Origin of the sequence: Cohnella abietis, from assembly GCF_004295585.1 — a bacterium.
In the GTDB taxonomy this organism is placed as follows: domain Bacteria; phylum Bacillota; class Bacilli; order Paenibacillales; family Paenibacillaceae; genus Cohnella; species Cohnella abietis.
In genome coordinates this window covers 2,358,733-2,378,671 of record NZ_AP019400.1, presented here as the reverse complement: position 1 = coordinate 2,378,671, position 19,939 = coordinate 2,358,733, and the positions used below count along the sequence as shown (strand labels likewise).

The 19,939-nt window shown below is 49.9% G+C and carries 12 protein-coding genes; 4 read left to right on the top strand and 8 right to left on the bottom strand.

Features of this window, described 5'->3' with window-relative positions; all coding sequences use genetic code 11:
- Window positions 1–8: 8 nt before the first annotated feature.
- A complete protein-coding gene (locus KCTCHS21_RS10115) occupies window positions 9–2,312 on the bottom strand; it encodes a helix-turn-helix domain-containing protein (RefSeq protein ID WP_130607345.1) in 2,304 nt (767 codons plus the stop codon).
- Between the two features lie 149 nt (window positions 2,313–2,461).
- A complete protein-coding gene (locus KCTCHS21_RS10110; RefSeq protein ID WP_232058146.1) occupies window positions 2,462–4,876 on the bottom strand; it encodes a glycoside hydrolase family 95 protein in 2,415 nt (804 codons plus the stop codon).
- A gap of 137 nt (window positions 4,877–5,013) precedes the next feature.
- Here KCTCHS21_RS10110 and KCTCHS21_RS31105 point away from each other — a divergent pair, with 137 nt between their 5' ends.
- Window positions 5,014–5,172, top strand: a complete 159-nt coding sequence (locus KCTCHS21_RS31105) for a hypothetical protein (protein ID WP_162309302.1) — start codon at window positions 5,014–5,016, stop codon at window positions 5,170–5,172.
- A 39-nt stretch (window positions 5,173–5,211) separates the two neighbouring features.
- A complete protein-coding gene (locus KCTCHS21_RS10105; protein ID WP_130607343.1) occupies window positions 5,212–6,072 on the top strand; it encodes a helix-turn-helix transcriptional regulator in 861 nt (286 codons plus the stop codon).
- A 723-nt stretch (window positions 6,073–6,795) separates the two neighbouring features.
- On the opposite strand, the gene pbfA is transcribed toward KCTCHS21_RS10105, so the two are convergent.
- The 3 genes from pbfA to KCTCHS21_RS10090 all read right to left on the bottom strand — a co-directional run bounded on the left by pbfA (window position 6,796) and on the right by KCTCHS21_RS10090 (window position 12,119).
- Window positions 6,796–8,163 (bottom strand): (R)-1-hydroxy-2-aminoethylphosphonate ammonia-lyase, encoded by a 1,368-nt coding sequence (gene pbfA, locus KCTCHS21_RS10100; protein ID WP_130607341.1) that lies wholly within the window; start codon window positions 8,161–8,163, stop codon window positions 6,796–6,798.
- A gap of 381 nt (window positions 8,164–8,544) precedes the next feature.
- Complete coding sequence (locus tag KCTCHS21_RS10095; RefSeq protein WP_130607339.1) at window positions 8,545–8,856, bottom strand: YbjQ family protein; 312 nt, start codon at window positions 8,854–8,856, stop codon at window positions 8,545–8,547.
- A 269-nt stretch (window positions 8,857–9,125) separates the two neighbouring features.
- On the bottom strand, window positions 9,126–12,119 hold the full coding sequence (locus tag KCTCHS21_RS10090) for an efflux RND transporter permease subunit (protein ID WP_130607338.1): 2,994 nt from the start codon (window positions 12,117–12,119) through the stop codon (window positions 9,126–9,128).
- A 281-nt stretch (window positions 12,120–12,400) separates the two neighbouring features.
- On the opposite strand from KCTCHS21_RS10090, the gene KCTCHS21_RS10085 reads away from it, so the two are divergent.
- Together KCTCHS21_RS10085 and KCTCHS21_RS10080 are read left to right on the top strand one after the other, a co-directional pair.
- Window positions 12,401–13,135 (top strand): response regulator transcription factor, encoded by a 735-nt coding sequence (locus KCTCHS21_RS10085; protein ID WP_130616438.1) that lies wholly within the window; start codon window positions 12,401–12,403, stop codon window positions 13,133–13,135.
- A gap of 104 nt (window positions 13,136–13,239) precedes the next feature.
- Entirely contained in the window at window positions 13,240–14,871 is a 1,632-nt protein-coding gene (locus tag KCTCHS21_RS10080; protein ID WP_232058145.1) for a HAMP domain-containing sensor histidine kinase, read from the top strand.
- 427 nt (window positions 14,872–15,298) lie between these two features.
- Here the strand turns inward: KCTCHS21_RS10080 and KCTCHS21_RS10075 are convergent, their stop codons facing one another.
- The 3 genes from KCTCHS21_RS10075 to KCTCHS21_RS10065 form a co-directional block, all read right to left on the bottom strand.
- Complete coding sequence (locus KCTCHS21_RS10075; protein ID WP_130607334.1) at window positions 15,299–17,899, bottom strand: Ig-like domain-containing protein; 2,601 nt, start codon at window positions 17,897–17,899, stop codon at window positions 15,299–15,301.
- Between the two features lie 127 nt (window positions 17,900–18,026).
- On the bottom strand, window positions 18,027–18,581 hold the full coding sequence (locus KCTCHS21_RS10070) for an RNA polymerase sigma factor (protein ID WP_130607332.1): 555 nt from the start codon (window positions 18,579–18,581) through the stop codon (window positions 18,027–18,029).
- Window positions 18,574–19,932: an ABC transporter substrate-binding protein gene (locus tag KCTCHS21_RS10065; protein ID WP_157994004.1), complete on the bottom strand. Its 1,359-nt coding sequence runs from the start codon at window positions 19,930–19,932 to the stop codon at window positions 18,574–18,576. The genes KCTCHS21_RS10070 and KCTCHS21_RS10065 overlap by 8 nt, the downstream gene beginning before the upstream one ends.
- Window positions 19,933–19,939 lie beyond the last annotated feature (7 nt).

Genomic DNA, 19,939 nt, shown 5'->3' with positions numbered 1-19,939 from the left:
TCCTCCTTTCACCCTTCCGCGGACTGCCGATATGAGCTCGGTGATATGCCCGTTACCCTCTTGAATGCGCGACGGAACGAATGCGAGCTGTTATAGCCGACGCGGGACGAGATTTCGTCCACCGTATACCGGTTTTCGAGCAGCAGCTTGACCGCACAGTCCATCCGAACGGTTTCCAAATAATCGGACAGATTCGATCCCGTCACGTCCTTGAACAGCTGAGAAATGTATTTCTCCGGCCGTTCCACCTGCTCCGCAATCCGGTAAAGCGTCAGTTCTGAATCCGAATAATGGTCACCGACGTAAGCTTTGATCTGTTCCACAGTTCTCGTATGACTATCGTTCTTCCGACTGACCACGACGTCGCACATCGCGTTGGCGATTTCTTCAATCTCCGATTGGATCGCGCGTCTGTCTGCGGCCTGTATCGAAATGATCCGATCCTTAAGTGATTCGAACACGCCAGATTCGATAAACATCTTCTGGTCGAGCAGCTTAAGCAACGTTCCCTTGAGCTCGCCGACTAACTGGTGCCACATCTCGACGGACAATTCTCTTTGCTCTGTGTTCAATGATACGACCGACTGGACAATTCGCCTCGCTTCCTCGGCTTCTCCTGCCCTGATCGTCCCAATCAAGCGCAGCTCCATGTCGAGCGGATAATAATAAGTGGCGCTTTCCATTCGGGTTTCGTCGTACCAGACGATACCTTTCCGGTTCGAATGTAGCGCGTGCTCGATCGCTTGTTTCGCCTGCTCATAGGAAACATTGACCTCGGTCTCCGCAGCGAACTGATCGCCGAGCGCGACAGTGAACGTGATTTTATAATCGTCGAACGCTTTACGAGATAATTGGTCCAACAAGGCGGCGATCTCGGTTCTGCCGAACTCGGTTCCCGTCTCTGCCTCACGCGAGGCGAAAACGATAACGACGCGATCAGAGCCCCAGTCGGTCGCCAGCGTAAATCCAGCAAGATCGAGCAGCGTTTGCTTCAGAATCAGTCGGGCCGCATTCAGTTCGTTTAGGATCTCGACGCTGTCCATGCCTGTATAACCTTGAATCTGAACGATACATACGTAGCCGGAATGACCGTAGATTCCAGTGTTCGCTTGCGCCGCGGCGGCGAATATTTCTTCCCGCGACTGCAGCTCACCGGAAATGAGCCTTTTCAGGAAAGCATCCCGAACAAGCGGAACCTGACGGAGAAGCTCGGACTCCAACCGGTTGCTGTTACGGATCATCTCCGCGATATTCCCGTGTAGAAAATCATAATCGTTTCGGCTCGCCGTTTCCGATTCTTCCTTCCCGAACTGCTCTTTCACGACGGACACGAGTCGATTGATAGGCGCACTATTGCGATAAGCGAGCACGAGTCCGACGAGAAGTCCGACCGCGAGCGCGATTCCAGTTACCGTCCAAGTCATGAACTTGATCTGGTTCGCGTTCTCTAGAAGCACTTGCCGGGGAATTCCCGCCTGATAAACCCAGCCGTTCGTGTCGGAACGGATCGTAATGACGAGGTCGTCGTCGTAAAATTGGCTTGTCTTGTCCTTGTCGAAGTGCTTGTCTTCCGCTAGCTTCGCCATGTCCGGCATGTCTGTTCCCTGGGAAGCGATCGTCCGGCCCTCAGCGTCGCTGATCAACGACCAACCGCCGTAACGGTCGGTAATGCCGGTCATCAGGTTGGCAATCGTCTTCTCGTCGATAATGACGACAGCAACCGCGGGTGAAGAACCGCTGAAGCTATCTAGCGGAAACGATTGCAGATAAGTCACGACCGAAGTCGCCGTCCCTTTATTGACGAACGGGCGAAGAGGCATGATCTCGCTGCGGTGAGTTTTTCCGAGAACAGCCTGTTTCCACTCCGAAAGCGTGGCGTCCTCATAACGGAAGTTGTCATAAAAATGCTCGGGACGGAAATAAGCCGAGCCCGGAGTCAAGATGACGTTATAGTTCCCCAGATAAATGTAAAACTGCTGGAGAAAATCGTTGGTCTGGCCGAACGTCAATACGCTGCGAAGCATTTTCCATATACCGTACACGTTAGCCTGATCTCCCGAGCTTTTCTCGTTCATCAATACGTTCAAATCTGGATTGATAGCGAGCTGCCTCGTAAATCCTTCGACCTCCGCCATCCGCCGCTCCAATATCTCTTTGCTTTTCTGGAGCTGCGTGACACCGTTCTCGATCGATACCTTCTGGGTGACTGATATGGAAGTGCGGTAGGACATAAATCCGGCAATGCTTGGAATGATCAAGATAACGATATAAGAAATTAGAAAGCTTCTAAACACGCTGGAAAACTTCTTCATTCGAGACCCCCTCCCGAAATTTAGTGTTAGCGCTTCCAATGATGTTATTCCTATTATCTTACAAAAACCGCTTTCCCGCACGTCTATCTGATAAAGGAAAAGCAACCACGAGAATTTCCTCGCAGTCGCTTAAAGTTACATTCGTATGTTTATAGGCTTCGCTGCGCGATTTCACTCAAGCTTCCGTCGAAGGAAACCGATTGTCCCGGCTCCAGCTGCAAGAGAACATACTGTTCTTCGTAACGGAGATTCGTATTAACCGGGGCAGACGCCTTAATCGTGACTTTAGCCAATCGTCCGTTTTCCCAAACTGCCTCGACTTCGGCACCGCCTCTTGCGCGCAAACCAGAAAATCTGCCTTCCGACCAGCTAGCCGGGAGAGCAGGAAGCACATGAATTTCGCCGGCATGGCTCTGTAGCAGCATTTCCGCGAACGCCGCCGCTCCTCCAAAGTTACCATCCGCAACGAAGATGTACGCTTCCGCCCCAGCGATGCCGGGTTTGGAGAACGTTAGCAGATTATCGAAGCAGAGCTCGCCGATCAAGTAACCCAAGTGCTCGCGTGCCTTGTCTCCGTCGCGTAGTCTCGCCATTCCCGCGGCGAATAGAGCGAGCGTGAATTCCACGTCTTCCAGATTCGAGCCGCGTTGCCGGTTATCGAGAGTTACCCTCGCAGCATCCGCGAGCTCCGGAGTGCGATCAAGTGTAATTTCGTTACCGGGATACAGTCCGTACAGGTGGGACAGATGCCGATGATCGGGTTGCGCTTCGCCGTAATCTTCCAGCCACTCCTGCAGCTGACCGGCGCGTCCAACCGAGAGTGATGGCAGCAGCGCCAAAGCTTCCTCCAGCTTCTCGCGGAAAACATCGTCGATTCCGAGCTTCTGCGACGATCGGGCGACGAAAGAGAATAGCTCGCGGACGAGCATCGTGTCCATAACGGGTCCCATAGATAACGCATGGGAATTTTGTCCTGCCTCGTTCGGAAAAAAGCTGTTCTCCGGCGAGTTGGCGGGACCGGTAACGAGCTTGCCATTGGACGGATGGATCGTCATGTAATCGAGGTAAAATTCCGCCGCGCTTCTCAGGACAGGATACGCTGTTTCTTTTAGGAAAGCTTCCGCTTCGCCGTTCCCGCCGAATTCGTAATGCTCTTGCAGCTGCGCAGCCAGCCATAATCCACCGGTCACGTTAAGTCCCCAAGAGAAGTGCCAGCCCGGCGCCGAAAAGCCCCAAGCGTTCGTGAATACGTGGGCAACCCAGCCTTCGCATCCGTAGAAATCTTGCGCTGCTTCTCTACCCGCGACTGACAGCTTCTCGATGAAACGCATCAGTGGAAGATGGCATTCAGCCAGGTTACCCGTCTCAGCGGGATAATAGTTCATCTGGGTGTTGACGTCCAGATGGTAATCGCAGCTCCATGCCATGCGGCATGCTTCGCCGTCGTTCCAGATGCCCTGCAGATGCATCGGCAATCTCGAATCTTCGCGTGAGCCGGCAATCGTCAAGTATCTACCGTATTGGTAGAATAGCGCATAAAGCGCCGGGTCATCCTCTTGGCTTTGGCGCAAGCGTGCAATCCGTTTGTCCGTCGGAAGGAATGTGAGTTCAGCATTGCTAGCGTCGGATGTGCCTAGTTCGACCTCCACGCGGGCGAACAGCGCGCGGTAGTCTGCTACGTGCGCTTCTTTCAGACGCTCGAAGCCCTTGGCAATCGCCTGCTCCGCTCTTGACTCAGGCTCCTCCATCCATCTGTCGTCGCTTCGATCGTAGTCCGTCGAAGCTGCGAAGATGATGAGCGCCTCGTCCGCTTGCGAGACAGATAGCGTTCCGTTCGCAACGCTGATCGTTCCGCCGCGGTTAACGGCAACCTTCACGACTCCGAGTCCTTTCGCTCCGCATTGACCATCACTATGCACGCTTTCCGTTGCGACACCGCTGAATACGAGAGAATCGCCGTTCTTGCCTTCCGAGACGGAAAACGTATCCGATCTGCCCTCGAGCTCTAGCGTAAACGAAAGCTCACCCGCCCGATCGCTAAGTATGTTAGATGCTACGATGCCGTCCGCATGCGATGCGAATGTCTCTCTGGTGTAATTAACGCCTTCTGACTCATAAGAAACGGATACGATAGCCTCTTCCAGATTCAGTTCCCTGATAAATCGGCGTTCTTGGTGTCCGAATAGGAGCTTAACATCGCATAATGCCACGTTAGTGCCGAAATTCCCCTTTTCCGGCTGCAACAGTTCCCCAACCAAACGCTCCCCGTTCTCGTAATCACCGTCGAAAAATAGCTGCCTCATCCGTTCCAGGTCCGCTTTTCCCTGTGACTTGCTAGGTGTACGCTCAGCTTTGCCGGACCAATAAGTCGACTCGGTCATGTGCCACGTTTCCTGTGCGCCGCCTCCGCTAATTACCGCGCCGAGACTTCCGTTACCGATCGGCAATCCTTGCGTCCAAGCCTCAGCGGGTCGGTCGTACCATAAGCTCAGCTTGGTCGTTTTGCTTATCTGGCTTATCTGGCTTGTATTGCTCATTTTGCTTGTCTCGTTGTTCGCGTTCATTACTATTAGGTGCCCCTTTCTGGCTTTGACTAGCTCTAATTGCCTCTAACTATCTCTAACTACCTTTAACTAGCAAATCCGGTACTCCTCAAAATAGCGCGGCAAAAATTTCTATGGATGCGCCCGTATTTCAGGCAATGCGGACTTATTTAACACTAACCTCTTTACAGATTGCAGATTTCATCCGTAATTTTTCGATTTACGATTTCGGATTTCTTTCTTTTATCGTATCATTCATAAGAGATGGCGTATTTGATAACGCATCCATTTATTTGTCGAATCATCCGGTAATCTAACTCTAGATTTGTATTCATACATGGGAGGGAATATCGCAGATGAAGCTAACTGACATAACGCCTTTTGTCGGAGAGTATATGCCTTACGTATACGACGGTAGTTCGAACGAAGGACTTCGTACTTGCAACGTGTATGCGATTCATCTTTTTCCGGAAGGACCAGGGGAAATGGAAGTCGATGGCAAGAAATATCCGATCGTCAAGCGGACACTCGTCTTCTTACGTCCCGGTCAGCCCCATGCGTTCCATATGTCTCCGAGCCAGCCGCTTTCTTCCTACAATCTTTATTTCGATCTCTGGGAAAAAGATCATCCGCGTTCGCTTAATCGTTTTTTCTACCGTTATCCCGAACCATACGAGCCGAGCACCGGAACGGCTACGCCTCCTTGCGAAGAATTGGACGGGCTCCCCGGTATCTTCTCTTTGCAGGCGTACCCTCATCTATTCGATATGTTCCAGACGATGGCCAAGCTATTCGAGGAACTTACCTATTACAGGCAAGAGACGGTCAACAGCCTGTTCACCTCGTGGTTGCTGGCATGGTATAACGCTGTTCATACGAAGCAACCGAGCGATTATCGGATCGTTCGCCTCCTTGCGAAATTGGATGCTCGGCCGGAGCTAAGGGAACCCGTATCCGACTGGTGGAAGTCGTGCGGACTCAAGCGAACGTACTTCCATGAGCTGTTCCTTCGGGAAACTGGCCTGACCCCCAAATCATACCAGCTGAAACAACTAATGCGTCGCGCAACCCAACTGCTCCAAGAGAGCGATCTCAGCGTTACCGCAATCGCCGACAAACTCGGCTATCCTTCCATTCACCCGTTCTCTCGCCATTTCGGCGCTTATTACGGTGTAAGCCCCCGCCAATTCCGAACGGGGCCACACTTGAGAAAATAAACGAGCCGGGTTGGCAGTGGGGCGGGGTTGGCGCGGTTCGACCCGCCATCGTCGCATTTTGCGACTTTGAGAGCCGAGTTGTCGCAGTTCGCCCCACCATCGTTGCATTTTGCGACTTTAAGAGCGAGGTTACTCGGATTCGGACCACCATCGTTGCATTTTGCTACTTTGAGAGCGGGGTTACTGGAATTCGGTCCACCATCGTTGCATTTTGCTACTTTGAGAGCGGGGTTACTGGGATTCGGCCCTCCATCGTTGCATTTTGCGACTTTGAGAGCGGGGTTGGCGCGGTTCTGCCCACCATCGTTGCATTTTGCTACTTTGAGAGTGAGGTTACTGGAATTCGGCCCATCATCGTTGCATTTTGCTACTTTGAGAGCCGAGTTAGCACGCTTCGACCCGCCATCGTTGCATTTTGCTACTTTAAGAGCGAGGTTACTGGAATTCGGTCCACCATCGTTGCATTTTGCGACTTTGAGAGCGGAATTGCCGGGGTTCGCCCCGTCATCGTTGCATTTTGCGACTTTGAGAGCGAGGTTGCCGGCGGTTCGGCCCACCATAGCTGCATTTTGCGACGATAGAACTTGGCTAGTCAAATTCGAATCTCGCAGCCTAACTCTCTCCGGCCGCAGCAAAACAAAAAACTGCCATACACGTTTGAGAGTGTACAGCAGTTGAAGCTACGAGATGCATCGCAAAATACCAGGGAGAACAGTCAGCATATTAGTCGTAGTATAAGCCTTCTTCCACCTCTTGAATGCACGCTTCGATCTGTTCCAGCGCCAATTTCATTTCGTCCCATTGAATCAGTAGGGAAGGTCGCAACGTAATGAAATTGCCTTCAATGATCTTAAAAGCGATTCCCCTCTCCATCGCCTTGTACATGACCATTTCGGCATCGGCGATCGCTTTATGTTTATCTTTCTTATCGATAACAAGCTCAATGCCGATGTGTAAACCCTTTCCGTAAATATGTCCAACAGAAGGTCGGCGTTCTTTCATTGCTTCCAGCCATTGCAGGGCGAGCGTTCCTACCTCGTCAGCTTGCCGCACTAACTCGTGCTCCTGCAAGTAGGTAATCATCGCAAGCCCGACGGCGCTGCATAAACCATTTTTCTCATGCGTAAAATGTCCGATGGAACGATGCTGAAGCACGTTAAACCGCTCATTCGCCACGATTCCCGCAAACGGAAGCAGTCCTCCGCCCAGTGATTTGCCCAACACGAGAATATCCGGGGTTACAAAATGCTCACAAGCGAACATACGCCCCGTCCGCCCGAAGCCTTCGATAATTTCGTCGAAAATGAGCAACGCGCCGTGCTTCTCACATAAGGCCTTGACCCGCACCCAAAATGTTGGACTTGGAACAATCGGCGTCGCGGACACCGGCTCCCCAATAACGCAAGCGATATCACCTTCTTTTTCGAACAAAATGCTCATCTGTCTGATGATCTCATCGTCCACCGCTTCCTGGGTCGTAAAACCCCACGGATTGCGATAATAATTCGGGAATTCGACATGTAGCGCACCCGGCATCATCGGACCGTTACCGCCCTTAAACAGCTCCTCGCCTCCAATGCTCGAAGCCTGAAACCCGTTGCCGTGGTAGGAATCCCAGAAGGAGATCGTCTTCCATTTCCCCGTCACTTGCTTGGCCAGCATGACCGCCATCTCAATCGCTTCCGAACCGCCCGGAGCGAACAATACGCGGTCGAGACCTGCCGGCGTAATTTCCACGAGTTTCTTGGCCAATGCTACAGCATGCCTGTTCGTATAACGTCGTGGAGTAAAAGTGTTCTTATCGCGAAGCGCCGCAATCGCGGCTTCGATGATCGTATCGTTGTTAAACCCCGCTGCGTGAACACCGTTGCCGTGCATATCAATATAAGCCTTGTCGTCCAGATCATAGATGTAGATGCCTTCCGCTCTAGAGAGTACATTTAATACAGGCGTCGACAAGCTTTGGTGAATAAAATAAGCGGCATCCTCATCCGCCAACGCTTTGGCAGCGGCCGATAGATTCCTGTCCGTATACTTCCTGCGCAATTCCGTCGCGTTGACGTCGCCTTGTTCCTTACTGTACGTATTCATTTTAACTGTAGCCTCCAGTCACCATTATCTACAACTCTAAGTACAAGTTTAGTATAGAATGTTAATGTGAAAAGAAGGTTAAATACACGTAAAATATTTGTTTTATCGTTGTTTTAATTGTTATTGCGAGGTTTATGCCGACATTTGAGAGGATTGGCTCTCAACTTATCGAAGAAGCTTGAATCATCGGCTACGTGAAATCGGTTGCTATCTGTGGGCGATCAACTCAACGCCGGGAGGCATACTACAGCCAAAAAGCTGCCAGGTTAATAACCCAACAGCTTTTTTACTATAGTTTTTTACCAAAGAGTAATTCTGTCCTCTGGAGCAATGTACATCGCATCACCAAATTTTATTGTATTGGTCAACAACAGAGGCTACTTAGATAATGACTGCCGTACCGCTGACAGCGACCATCAGCATGCCACTACGGACAACCTCGTAATTAAAATCAACACCGATAACGGCATTGGCGCCCATCTGCGAAGCATCCTCTGTCATTTCTTTAAGGGCTGCCTCTCTTGCTTCCCTTAGCTTGGTTTCATAGGCTTTCGAACGTCCACCAACAAGATCTCTAAATGAAGCAAGAAGGTCTCTTCCTACATTAGTAGCCATGATGACTTCACCAGTTGCAACGCCGATATACTGCCTGACTGGAGAACCTTCAACGATTGCGGTTGTTGTAATAATCATCTGTCTTCCTCCTTAAAAATAATTGGTTGTTTAATGTTCTGAACCCTCGCATCGAACCCTTATTACTATCCTACCAGCGTCACTGAAACGGAGCCTGAACGAATTGATGAACAACAGTTTAAGTTTGTTCCCACCGTTTAGGTTCTGTTAATGTGAGCATTGTTGATGTGAGGGTGCTTCGGTGGAAGTGCAAAAAAGCTACGAGGTTATTAACCTAGCAGCTTTTTTGTTGTAGTCATTTAATTAGAGCATTCCATTTCAAACTGTGGTCACTTACGGGCCGCCGCACGCTGGCGACGGGACTTGCGGAAGAACAGAAGCTCGTAAATACAAGGTACGATAACGAGCGTGAGCAGCGTGGCGACGATGAGTCCGCCGATGACGACGATAGCAAGGCTCTCCGAGACAATACTGCCGCTTTCGGATGATCCGAACACTAGTGGCAGCATGGCGCCAACAGTAGCGATCGCCGTCATTAGAATCGGACGCATACGCGTCCCCGCCGCCTCGAGTATCGCTTCGCGAATCGTCATTGTCTCTTCGTTTTGCTTCACGCGGGCGATTAGCACGATCGCGTTCGTGACGACGATTCCGATGAGCATGACGACTCCAAAGATGGCGGTGAAACCCGGAGTCACTCCAGTTACGATCAGTCCGAGCACCGCTCCGATCGGTACGAACAAGATCGAAGAGAGAATGGCGATCGGCGCCCGTAACGTCTTGAACGTGACGACCAGAATCAGGTACACGATGCCGATGGAGACGAGCATCATGAAGAACATGCTGGAGAAGTCGGCGGACTGATCGGCGGAAGCGCCGCCCATGTAAATTTTGACGTCTTTCGGCGGCTCAACGTCTTTCATCGCTAGCGATATTTCACCGCCGACAACGGACAGCTGGCTCGGATCGACCGTCGCCGTTACACGAATGTAGCTTTTCCCGCCTTTATGGTAGAACTTCGTCGGTTTTTCTTCCTTGATCCACTTAGCTACACTGGATACTGGTTTAGGACCGTCGTCTGTCAGAACGGTCAGGTCGTTCAGATCTCGCTCGGACTTCGGAGCGAGCACCGGCTGAACGAAGACGTTTAGCATGCTGCCTTCGGACAACACCGTGCCTATCGGCACCGGATTGAGCACACCCTGAAGCTGGGATGCGATGTCTCCGGCTTTGGCTTCGGTCGGGTTCACTTGCAATGTGTACACTGTCTTCTTCTCTTCCTGGTTCGTTTCGACCTTGAGCACGTCCTTGATCGGCTTGATCTTGGCGATGATCTCGTCGGCCGTTTTCATTAGCAGGGCTGGATCGTCTCCGGATACGTCGACGAACACATTCGTGCCTCCCCCGGCACCGAACAGCGAACCGGCGCTGGCGTTCAGCTGCGCTCCTGGATAGTTCGAGCGCTCCGCCTTAATGTCTTCGATGATCTTATCGGCGTTCGCGTCTTTCTTCATCTGAAACATGTACGTTACGAGCGTAGGCGATTGGAAGCTTCCGTACTTGGCAGCCTCGGCGCTGTTGCCCATGCTCATGCTGACCCATTCCTGACCTTCCTGCTTCATCAGGAACTCCTCGAGCTTTTTGCCGTTTTCGAAAACTTGGTCTGTCGGAGTATCGAGCTTGTATTCGAGCGTCACGTTCAGATTAGTGGCGTCGGAAGAATCGATTGCGCCCTTCGGTAAGCTAAAGTAGACACTCACCGAGCCGATCAGCAGCACGAACGCGATTAAGATCGGAAGCCACTTATGCCGCAAATTCCAATGCAGGAACGTGGTAAACCCCTTGGATGGCTTGTGCTCCTTGATTGACAAGTTGCGAAGCACCCCGGCGCTCATGAGCGGAATGACGGTCAACGCAACGACCAAAGACGACAGAAGCGAGTACGCGACAGTTAAAGCGAACGGTAGCAGGAACGCCTGCATTGAGCCCTGCAAGAGCCCCATCGGTAGGAACACGGCGACCGTCGTCAATGTTGAAGCAGTGATCGCCCCTGAAACTTCCTTGGTGGCGTCGATGACTACCGAAGTGGAGAACGATTCCTTTTGCAGCCGGCGGAAAATGTTCTCGATAACAACGATGCTGTCGTCCACGAGTCGTCCGACCGCAACAGCGACACCACCCAACGTCAAAATGTTGAGAGTGATATTCGACAGATCGAGCAGGTACAGCGTCATTGCTAGCGACAGCGGGATAGACACGATCGTGACGAGCGTTGCCCGGATGTTACGCATGAACAGGAGGATAACGATTGTAGCGAACAAAGCGCCCATGAGCACTTCCTTCATCATGCTATTGACGGAATTGACGACCTGTTCGGACGTGCTCATCATCAGCTTCAGTTCAGCGCCATTCTTTTCCTCGTTGATCTCCTTGATCGTCTTCTCCACGCCTTTGCCCACGTTTACCGCATTGGCGCTGGCCGCTTTGGATATGACGATCATTAGCGAGTCCTTGCCGTTGAGTCGGCTAATGCTCTCCTTGTCCTCAAGCAGCCTGACGTCGGCAACATCACCCAGAGCAACTCCTCCTGCGATCGGCAGCTTCTTCAGCGTCTCGATGTCCTGAAGGTTGGATGCAACGTTCAAGTTGACGACCTGCCCTTCCAGCGACGTCTGGCCAACGGAAGATGAGGTGATGCGGCCCTGCAGCACACCGTAAAGGGCCTGGATCGGGATTCCTTTGGCCGCCAGCTCGTCCGTGTCCGGAAAAACACCGACGCCAGGCAGCGACTTGCCGGACAGCTGAACCTCACCGGCTCCGTCGATTGCACGGAAGGCATCTACAACCTGCTGTTCCAGCTTCTCCTTCTGCGCTTCGCTCGTCCCATCGGCGAACGTGAGCGAGACGAACGAGATCGGAATCATCGACGTATTGAATTGAACGACGTACGGAGGCGACATGCGCTCCGGCAGTTGCACCGCGTTCACCGCCCGCTCGACATCCGCTTTTGCTTGCTTCATATTCGTTTTTGAACCGAAAATTAGGTTGACCTGGGAGAAGCCGTCTCCCGAAGTTGAGAACGTATCAGTTTTACCCTTAATAGCCGCTAACGCGTGCTCCAGCGGGTTCGTCACCTGGCGCTCCATCGTAGTAGCGTCGTATCCCGGACCGGCCACGCTGACCGTTACCTGTGGGTTTTCCATCTCCGGCATAAATTCCATAGGAAGCTTAAAATAGCTAAAGATGCCGAGGCCGAGAACCATCACCACGAGAATCGAGATGGCTGCTTTGTTGCGGAATACTCCTTGTAAAAACCATTTCATCTTAAATCTTTCCCCTTCCACTCTTGTTTTCATCTGTTTTCATTGCTAATCATTTGAATGGGTAATCTATCATCCATTGCCTTTAGAATCGTGAACCTTCTACTAGGGACGATCTGCTCATAACCCACTCCTCCTGGGTGTTAGAATAGGATGCTTATTTCCAATGCTACCAGCGCCATTGAAACGGAGCCTAAACGAATCGATGAACAGTAGCTTAATTTAGCTCATGCCGTTTAGGTTCTGTTAATGTGAGTATGCTACTATTGAAATGGGTGAAAATGATGACAAATCTATTCGATATAAAAATCTTGATCGTCGACGACGAGCCTTCGATTGTCACGATGCTACAAATGGTGCTTCGCAGAGAGGGCTTTCAACAGCTATACGCTGCCTCCACCTGCGCCGAAGCACTCGACTTGGCGGTGCGCATAGTACCCGATATCATTCTGCTCGACATTATGCTCCCGGACGGCAGCGGATTAGAGCTTTGCTCCAAGCTTCGCGAATACGGGAATCCGCATATTTTGTTTTTAACTGCTAAAGCATCCGATCTCGATGTCCTGCGAGGCTTCGCCATGGGCGGGGACGATTATATTACGAAGCCCTTCAATCCCCTGGAGGTTGCCGCAAGAATTCAGGCGCGCTTACGCCGTCTGGAGCCGCTAGCTCCCACAGCTAGTTCGGTAAACCGACCTAATTCGGGGGTTTATCGGTATAGCCGCTTCACCGTCAACGAGGCGGAGGGCGAGCTGATCGTGGAGGGACAGTCAGTTTCTTGCCCCGCGCAGGTGTTCCAGCTACTGCTGCACTTCTGCAAGTTTCCCGGGGTCGTATTTTCCAAAACACAGCTCTACGACAAGGTTTGGGGGATCAATGGACAGGGCGATGACTCGACCGTGATGGTGCATATCCGGCGCATAAGGGAACGGATCGAGATTGATCCCGGCAATCCGAAGCTGCTGCTTACCATACGCGGGCTTGGCTACAAGCTGGTAAAGGAGTCGCAGGACCGATGAAGATCCAACAACGTATGGCTTTCCACTTCACGTATCAATTGATCTTCTATGCCCTGGTGATTGTGGCCATCACGCTGGTTGCCTGCATCCTGTACTTCCAGAACATGAAGAATAATGAAATGCGCCGTAACTTTCCGGTTGGAGCCCTGCAGCTAATCTCTCAAGAAGCGTATTCCAAGGACGGGACGGTTCAGATATCCTCCAAGTGGGACAAGTTCATCGAGGAAAAAGGAATGTGGCTGCAGGTTGTCAGTTCCGAAGGGAAGGTGATTTACGCAGTCAATACAACTCCCTATCCTACGTTGCAGGCCTCCTACTCCATCGCTGAGCTGCTCGATATTCAGGAGACACGGATGCTTGGGACGTATGCCGTATACACTCAGCTGAATTTTGCTTTTAACGATCCGCTTCTGTATATGATGGGTTACCATAACGCTGATCTTCAGCAGCTTATGGCCTGGTTCGACGCCTACGGGCAGCAGGGGATGGTGCAGAGCAAAACGATTCCCCTGCTGAACCAGCTGCTACGCGAAACCGGCAGCTATCTGCAGGTGATCGACCCTGCAGGTCATACCGTACAAGGCATAGGTGATGAAGCATTTGTACAGAAGGCGTATCGTCCGCTGGATATTCTGGCCATTCAACAATCACCCAGCAACTATGACACGAATATTGTCGCCCATCGGGACAAGCTGAGCGGAATGACCTGGATCCTTTATACGTCCCATGCAGTGGGAGGTCCTTTAAAGCATCCTGTGCTGGATTCGGCAACCCGTGGACTCCTATGGTTTGCAGGTCTAATCCTGCTCTTGGCGGTTCCACTCTCCATCTGGCATGGCTACCGCTATGGTCAACCGCTGATTTTGTTCGCAGGCTGGTTCGAACGCATGCGCAAGGGTCAATACGACGAAGTGCTGACCGCTAAGGACATGCGCAAGGTGTTCCGCCGCAACGGCAAGATGCGATTCAGTTACAAGCTTTATAGGGAAGTAATTGAATCCTTTTATCAGATGACGCATCAATTGGAGCAAACCGAGAAGGAACGTGAGCGGCTAGAGAAGTCGCAAGCGGAGTGGATGTCAGGAATTTCCCACGATCTGCGAACACCCCTATCCACGATCCAAGGTTATGGGTATATGCTGGAAAGCTTGCCTGAGGAATGGAGCCAAGAGGAGATGCGGATCATGGGCTCGACGATTCGGGAAAAAGGGGATTATATGCTTGAGCTAATCTCCGACTTCTCAATGATTCATCAGCTCAAGCAGGGCGATTCGATTATGGAGCTGCGGGAGATCGATTTGGATGAGCTGGTGCGCTGCTCCGTACTGAAGTACATCAACGACGCCACGATGTCTGAATACCAGTTTCACTACGTGGGGGATGAGCTTCCTCTAATGGTACACGGCAATGAAACTTGGCTACAACGGCTGATGGACAATCTGATATCTAACGCTGTGAAGCATAACCCGCCTGGCGTCATCGTCACCGTCTCTGTCGGCAAAATGAACGACAAAGCATACATCCGGGTAATCGATAATGGCAAAGGGATGGACGAGGAAACGCTGCATCACTTGTTCAAGCGCTACTACCGAGGAACGAATACTGAAGAATCGACGAATGGCTCCGGTCTCGGGATGAGCATCGCCAAAACCATCGTAGAAGGTCATGGCGGCGAAATCCAGGTAAAATCCAAAGTGTGGCAAGGCACGAAAATTGAGATTTTGTTGCCCTGCTGAAACTAACGTAGATCCCGCTTTATTGGAGCATTTGCCGTCTTCCTTTGTTTTCCTGAACAAAAAATGGGATAAAATCAACTGTATAAAGCTGGTCCTGGCATATTGAATGCACAAAGAAACCTCATCTCTTAAATGGTTGCTCGACACTTCCATTTACCAAAGAGAGGTTTCTTTTTGAATTTATACTGACTGTAATCGATAAGAAAAGAGGGGAAGTATCTCCTGTAGGAGCGAAGCGTTTGTCTTTGAGATCGTGAAATCTCCTTGTTACGAGTTTACCCATTCAGATTTCACGATCTCAACCCGGGGTCCCCGTAAAGTAATCGGAAATGACTACAAAGCTTATCTTCACTTTACGGGGTGGAGCAACCGTAGGGAGATACTTCCCCGCAAAACTATAATCGATAGACCTAAACGACTTACAACACTATTCAACTACAATTCGAATCTTTGCCGATTTGTTTCCAAACTTAATTGTTAATGTTGCGCTTCCCTTTCCTTGCGCGGTAACTACGCCATGTTTAACATGAGCAACTAAGACCTGAGATGAACTCCAAATCCCATCGGTGGTGACCGTCCGTTCGGAGTTGCTCATGTATGTTGCGACAGCTTCTAGCTGGATCGCTTGGTCAGCTTTTAGTGTTAGCTGTGCTACAGGCTTGCCGCTTCTATTGATGTCCAAGTACTTCAGTTGATCGACATCAACGCTAATACTAACCGTCTTGCCGTTGTACTTGGCGGTTACTTTCGTTTTTCCAACAGCGATTGCCGTTAATAGACCCTGTGAGACAAAAACGATCTTAGAGTTACCAGTCGACCATTCTGCCAGTGAAGTGACGTCTTTCGTTCTGCCATCTGGTAGCGTCGCAGTTAATTTGATCGACTGCGTCATACCTGACTGCATCGTCAATATATCTGTGCTCGACTCCAGCTTCAACACAGCGCCAACATCGACCGTTATTGTCACCGTTTTTCCTCCATATTTGGCGGTCACACTCGTCTTGCCTACAGCAAGCGCATTGATTAAACCACCATTGACTTCTACAATAGTTTTCGAGGAAGAAGACCACTCCGCAGCATCCGTAACCTCCAGCTTGTTGCCAAGACTATCCGTCGAAGTTAGTTTAACCTGCTTACTCTCGTTCACTTCCATTGTTATCGCATAGGTATCAGCCGTTAGCTTATCTGCTACTTCCACATCCACAGTAATGGTTACCGATTCTTTGCCGAATGAAGCAGTAATGGTTGTTGTACCCGAGCTGTTAGCGGTGATCTGACCTTTGTAGACTGACGCAGCATCGGGCTTGGATGAGCTCCATTCCGCAAGCGTCGTAACGTCCTTCACAAGACCATCTTTATACGCAGCTGTCAGGGTGATAGCTGACGTTTCATTTTTACGAAGTGACAGCTTCTTCTGACTCGCAGTCAACTTCTCAATAACACCAACAGATACAACCATAGTCGCCGTCCGTGCGCCATATGTCACTGTAATGGTCGCAGTTCCATTTTTTAAGCCAGTTATTGTTCCCTTGTTGACCTCAACTACATCCGGATTAGATGAGCTCCATTGTGCAAGCGCGGACACATCCACTATACGTTCACCACTATAATAGGCATTAGAAATCAATGTAATCGACTCACCGATTTGCATGTCCACCGTTGATTTGCTCAGAACAATCTGATTAGGAACGTCCACTCTAACTGCCGCAGTCACCTGTTTGCCGCCATAGGCTGCTTTAATGGTAGTAGTACCAGATTTGTAGCCTGTTACCTTGCCCTTGATGACATCTGCAATAGCCGTATTATCAGAAGACCACTGAGCTTTGTCTGTAATCAATTCCTGAGTTCCATCCGCAAATGTGGCATAAAGCTTTAATTCACGGGACTTATTCAAGTCCAGATCAAGGGAATTCGTATCGAGATCTAGACGCTTTGGAACCTCTACATCCACATGAATGGTCACGCTTTTGTTTCCGTAGGTTGCTGTAATATCTGCTTCACCCGACTTTTGACCGAACACTTCGCCATTTACCACATATGCGACTGAGTCATCGGAGGTTTCCCACTTTGCCTTATCCGTAATACGAGCTGTTTTCCCATCAATATAAGTTAAGGTCAGTTCAAGCTGCTCTGATTTTCCGATACGCAGGAACAGCTCTTGCTTGTTGGCTTCCAGCTTGCGGGAAGCATCGACATGTACATTAATAGTAGCCATTTTCGTTCCATATGTAGCTGTAATCGTCGCAGTTCCTGCACTGTATGCTTTAATAACACCCTTAATGGCGTCCGCTACCTTCTCATTGTTGCTTTTCCATTCTGCCTTATCTGATACATTTTGTGTTGAGCCATCAGGATAGGTAGCCTTCAAGACGATTTGCTTCTCTTCATTAATTAATAAATTTAGATCTGCATATTCCATATCAACTCGTCTAGCAAGCTCAACAGCAGCTTCCACTGTAAGGCTTTGATTACCGTATTTGGCAGTGACTTTAGCAGTTCCAGACTTCTTACCTGTCACCAAACCATTCACAACAGTAGCTACGCTATAATTATCGACAGACCACGCTGCCTTTTTCGTTACATTTTCACTTGACCCATCCTCGAAAATAGCTGTTAGCTCTATTTGCTGTTCCTTCCCTACACGTAGATCGAAGTCATTAATATCCATAGTCAATGCCTTAACCTTCTTGCTCACTGCCACATTTACAATGACTGTCTTTCCCTGATAGGTAGCGGTAATGACCGCCGTCCCTTCTTTCTTGGCAGTAATTATTCCAGCATACACAGCAGCGATATCCGAATTGCTACTGCTCCAATCTGTCTTAATCGTCACATCGCTTGTGCTTCCTGTAACATATACCGCTGTTGCAGTCAGAGAGGCGGATCCCCCAACTTCTAGCGTTACCTCATTTCTACTCAAAACAAGCCGTGAAATTTCTGCTTCCGCGGCCATTGCTATAGCACTGCTTTGAATAAACAAAACCAGTACCAACAATCCCATAATAAAAGTGTGAAATCTTCTCGACATCCTTCATCTTCCTCCTCTTATTACAATTCAGATATTATCGAACATACGAGCAGCGACAAAACAGTTGCCGGACCGCTTGTATCTGCGCGTCCGGCTACCTTTTCAATCTTCTTCAATTGGCTTATCTTTACCGCAAACTACTACGTTCTGGCACTCCCACGAGGTTTTCCGTTTGCAATGCCACGACGCGCAGCTTCTTTTTGGCTCGATGGACTCTCGACTTCACGGCGCTGATCGACGATTTCTGATAATTAGCGAGCTGCTCATACGTCAAGCCATATTCGTAGACGAGCAGCAACGACTGCCGATAGATAGGCTCCAGCGAAGAGAGCAACCCCCTAAGGAAATCCTGGTCTACGATCGTCCGTTCAACGTCGACTTCGCCTCGGCAGGCGTCCCGCCACGCCCAATAGCTCCTATTTTCCCGACGCTGCTTGCGATACATATCAATCGCCACATTACGGGAAACCGCCTTGAGCCAAGCCCCTTTCTGTTCATGCTGCTCCAACGAGTCGAAATGACGATAAGCCTTCAAGAACGTTTCTTGTGCCGCATCCTGTGCCAGCTCGTCGTTCTTGGTGACCGAGAAGGCGGAATAATACACTTGCATGAAATATTGGGAATACATAATCGGGAACGCTTCTGAGATTGATCTGCGCTGCTGCTCTCTTCCGTTACTCATTCAAATATGTCTTCACCCGATTCTGGATAAGCTTGCTTACCTCTTCCGCGGATTTCTGGCCGCTTATAAAGCTACTGAATTCCTCCATCGCGATCGTTAGCACCTTCATATCGCTGAATCTGCGGAAATCCGACTCAGGGAGCATCCGCTTGATTACTTCAATCCGTTTTTTCGCCGTTTCGACATCTGGAAGCATCTCTTTCGAAATCATCGTTTCCAGCGTTCCATTTTCGAGCTTTTGCAAAATTTCCTGTAATTTCTTTTCGGTTATAGCTTTATTTATCGGCACTCCCATGAGATTCGGATCCTCTTGCATTTCATCTGAAAGCAAGAACGATATAAATTCCCATGCTTCCTGTTGAACTTCGGATTTGCTGTTGATTCCCAAGCTGTAACTGGCTCTGAACGGTGCACCCTTCTTATCTCCCGCCGCGCTCGGCTTCTGGTAATAATCCACACCCTTACGCATCGTCAGCGCTTGCTCGAGGCCATATATGCCCGACATTTGAAATGCCGAATTACTGCCACCGAAAGACATTTCTTTGGCGATTATGCCTTCGTCATACATCAACTTAATTTCCTTTAACATATTGCGGAACATATCTGAGTCAAAATTAGGATTGCCTTGGCCGACCAGCTCAACGTATTTGTCCTCCATATAATCCATGAGCAGCGACATTGGGTCCAGGTTAGAGTCAATTTCGGGATTGCTTTCTTTCAATTTTTTCATAACATCCCTAAATTCGTTCCAGCTCCATGATTTATTATTGTCGATTGAAAGATTTGCCTTCTTTAATATCTCGGTATTTCCTGAAAACAGATCGAGCGAAAAGGAGAGTGGCACGGCATACAGACCATCTCCGTCCTTAGATGCCTCCAATATGTTAGTGTAAAGCGCATTTCGATCAATGGAGCTGTCCTTGCCAAATAGATCGTTCAAATCAACCAGCAATTTTTTGGCTACAAATTTGTCCTGCGGCAGTTCACTCATGAGGATAAGATCGGGCCCTTTGCCGGAAAGAACCTGCGTTGTCACCGATTGAACGTACTTTTCGATATCTGCCAGCGATAGAGATTGCATGGACATACCGCCTCCTCCGTCGTCAGTCGACGCCTTGTATTCCTTGATTTCAATGTGAATATCTGGATGTATATCTTCAAATTTACGCACTGCGGATTCAAAGAAACGATTATTCGTCATAACAGATAAAACAACGGTTTTTTTGCCGTTCTTCGTCTCGCCAGAGTTTTCACCAGTCGATTCACCTTGTGGATTGCCTCCGTTGTTGCTGGTACAAGCGGATATTATCAAAACAATGGACAGCATCATTATTAACCCTAATTTTTTCATATCAATC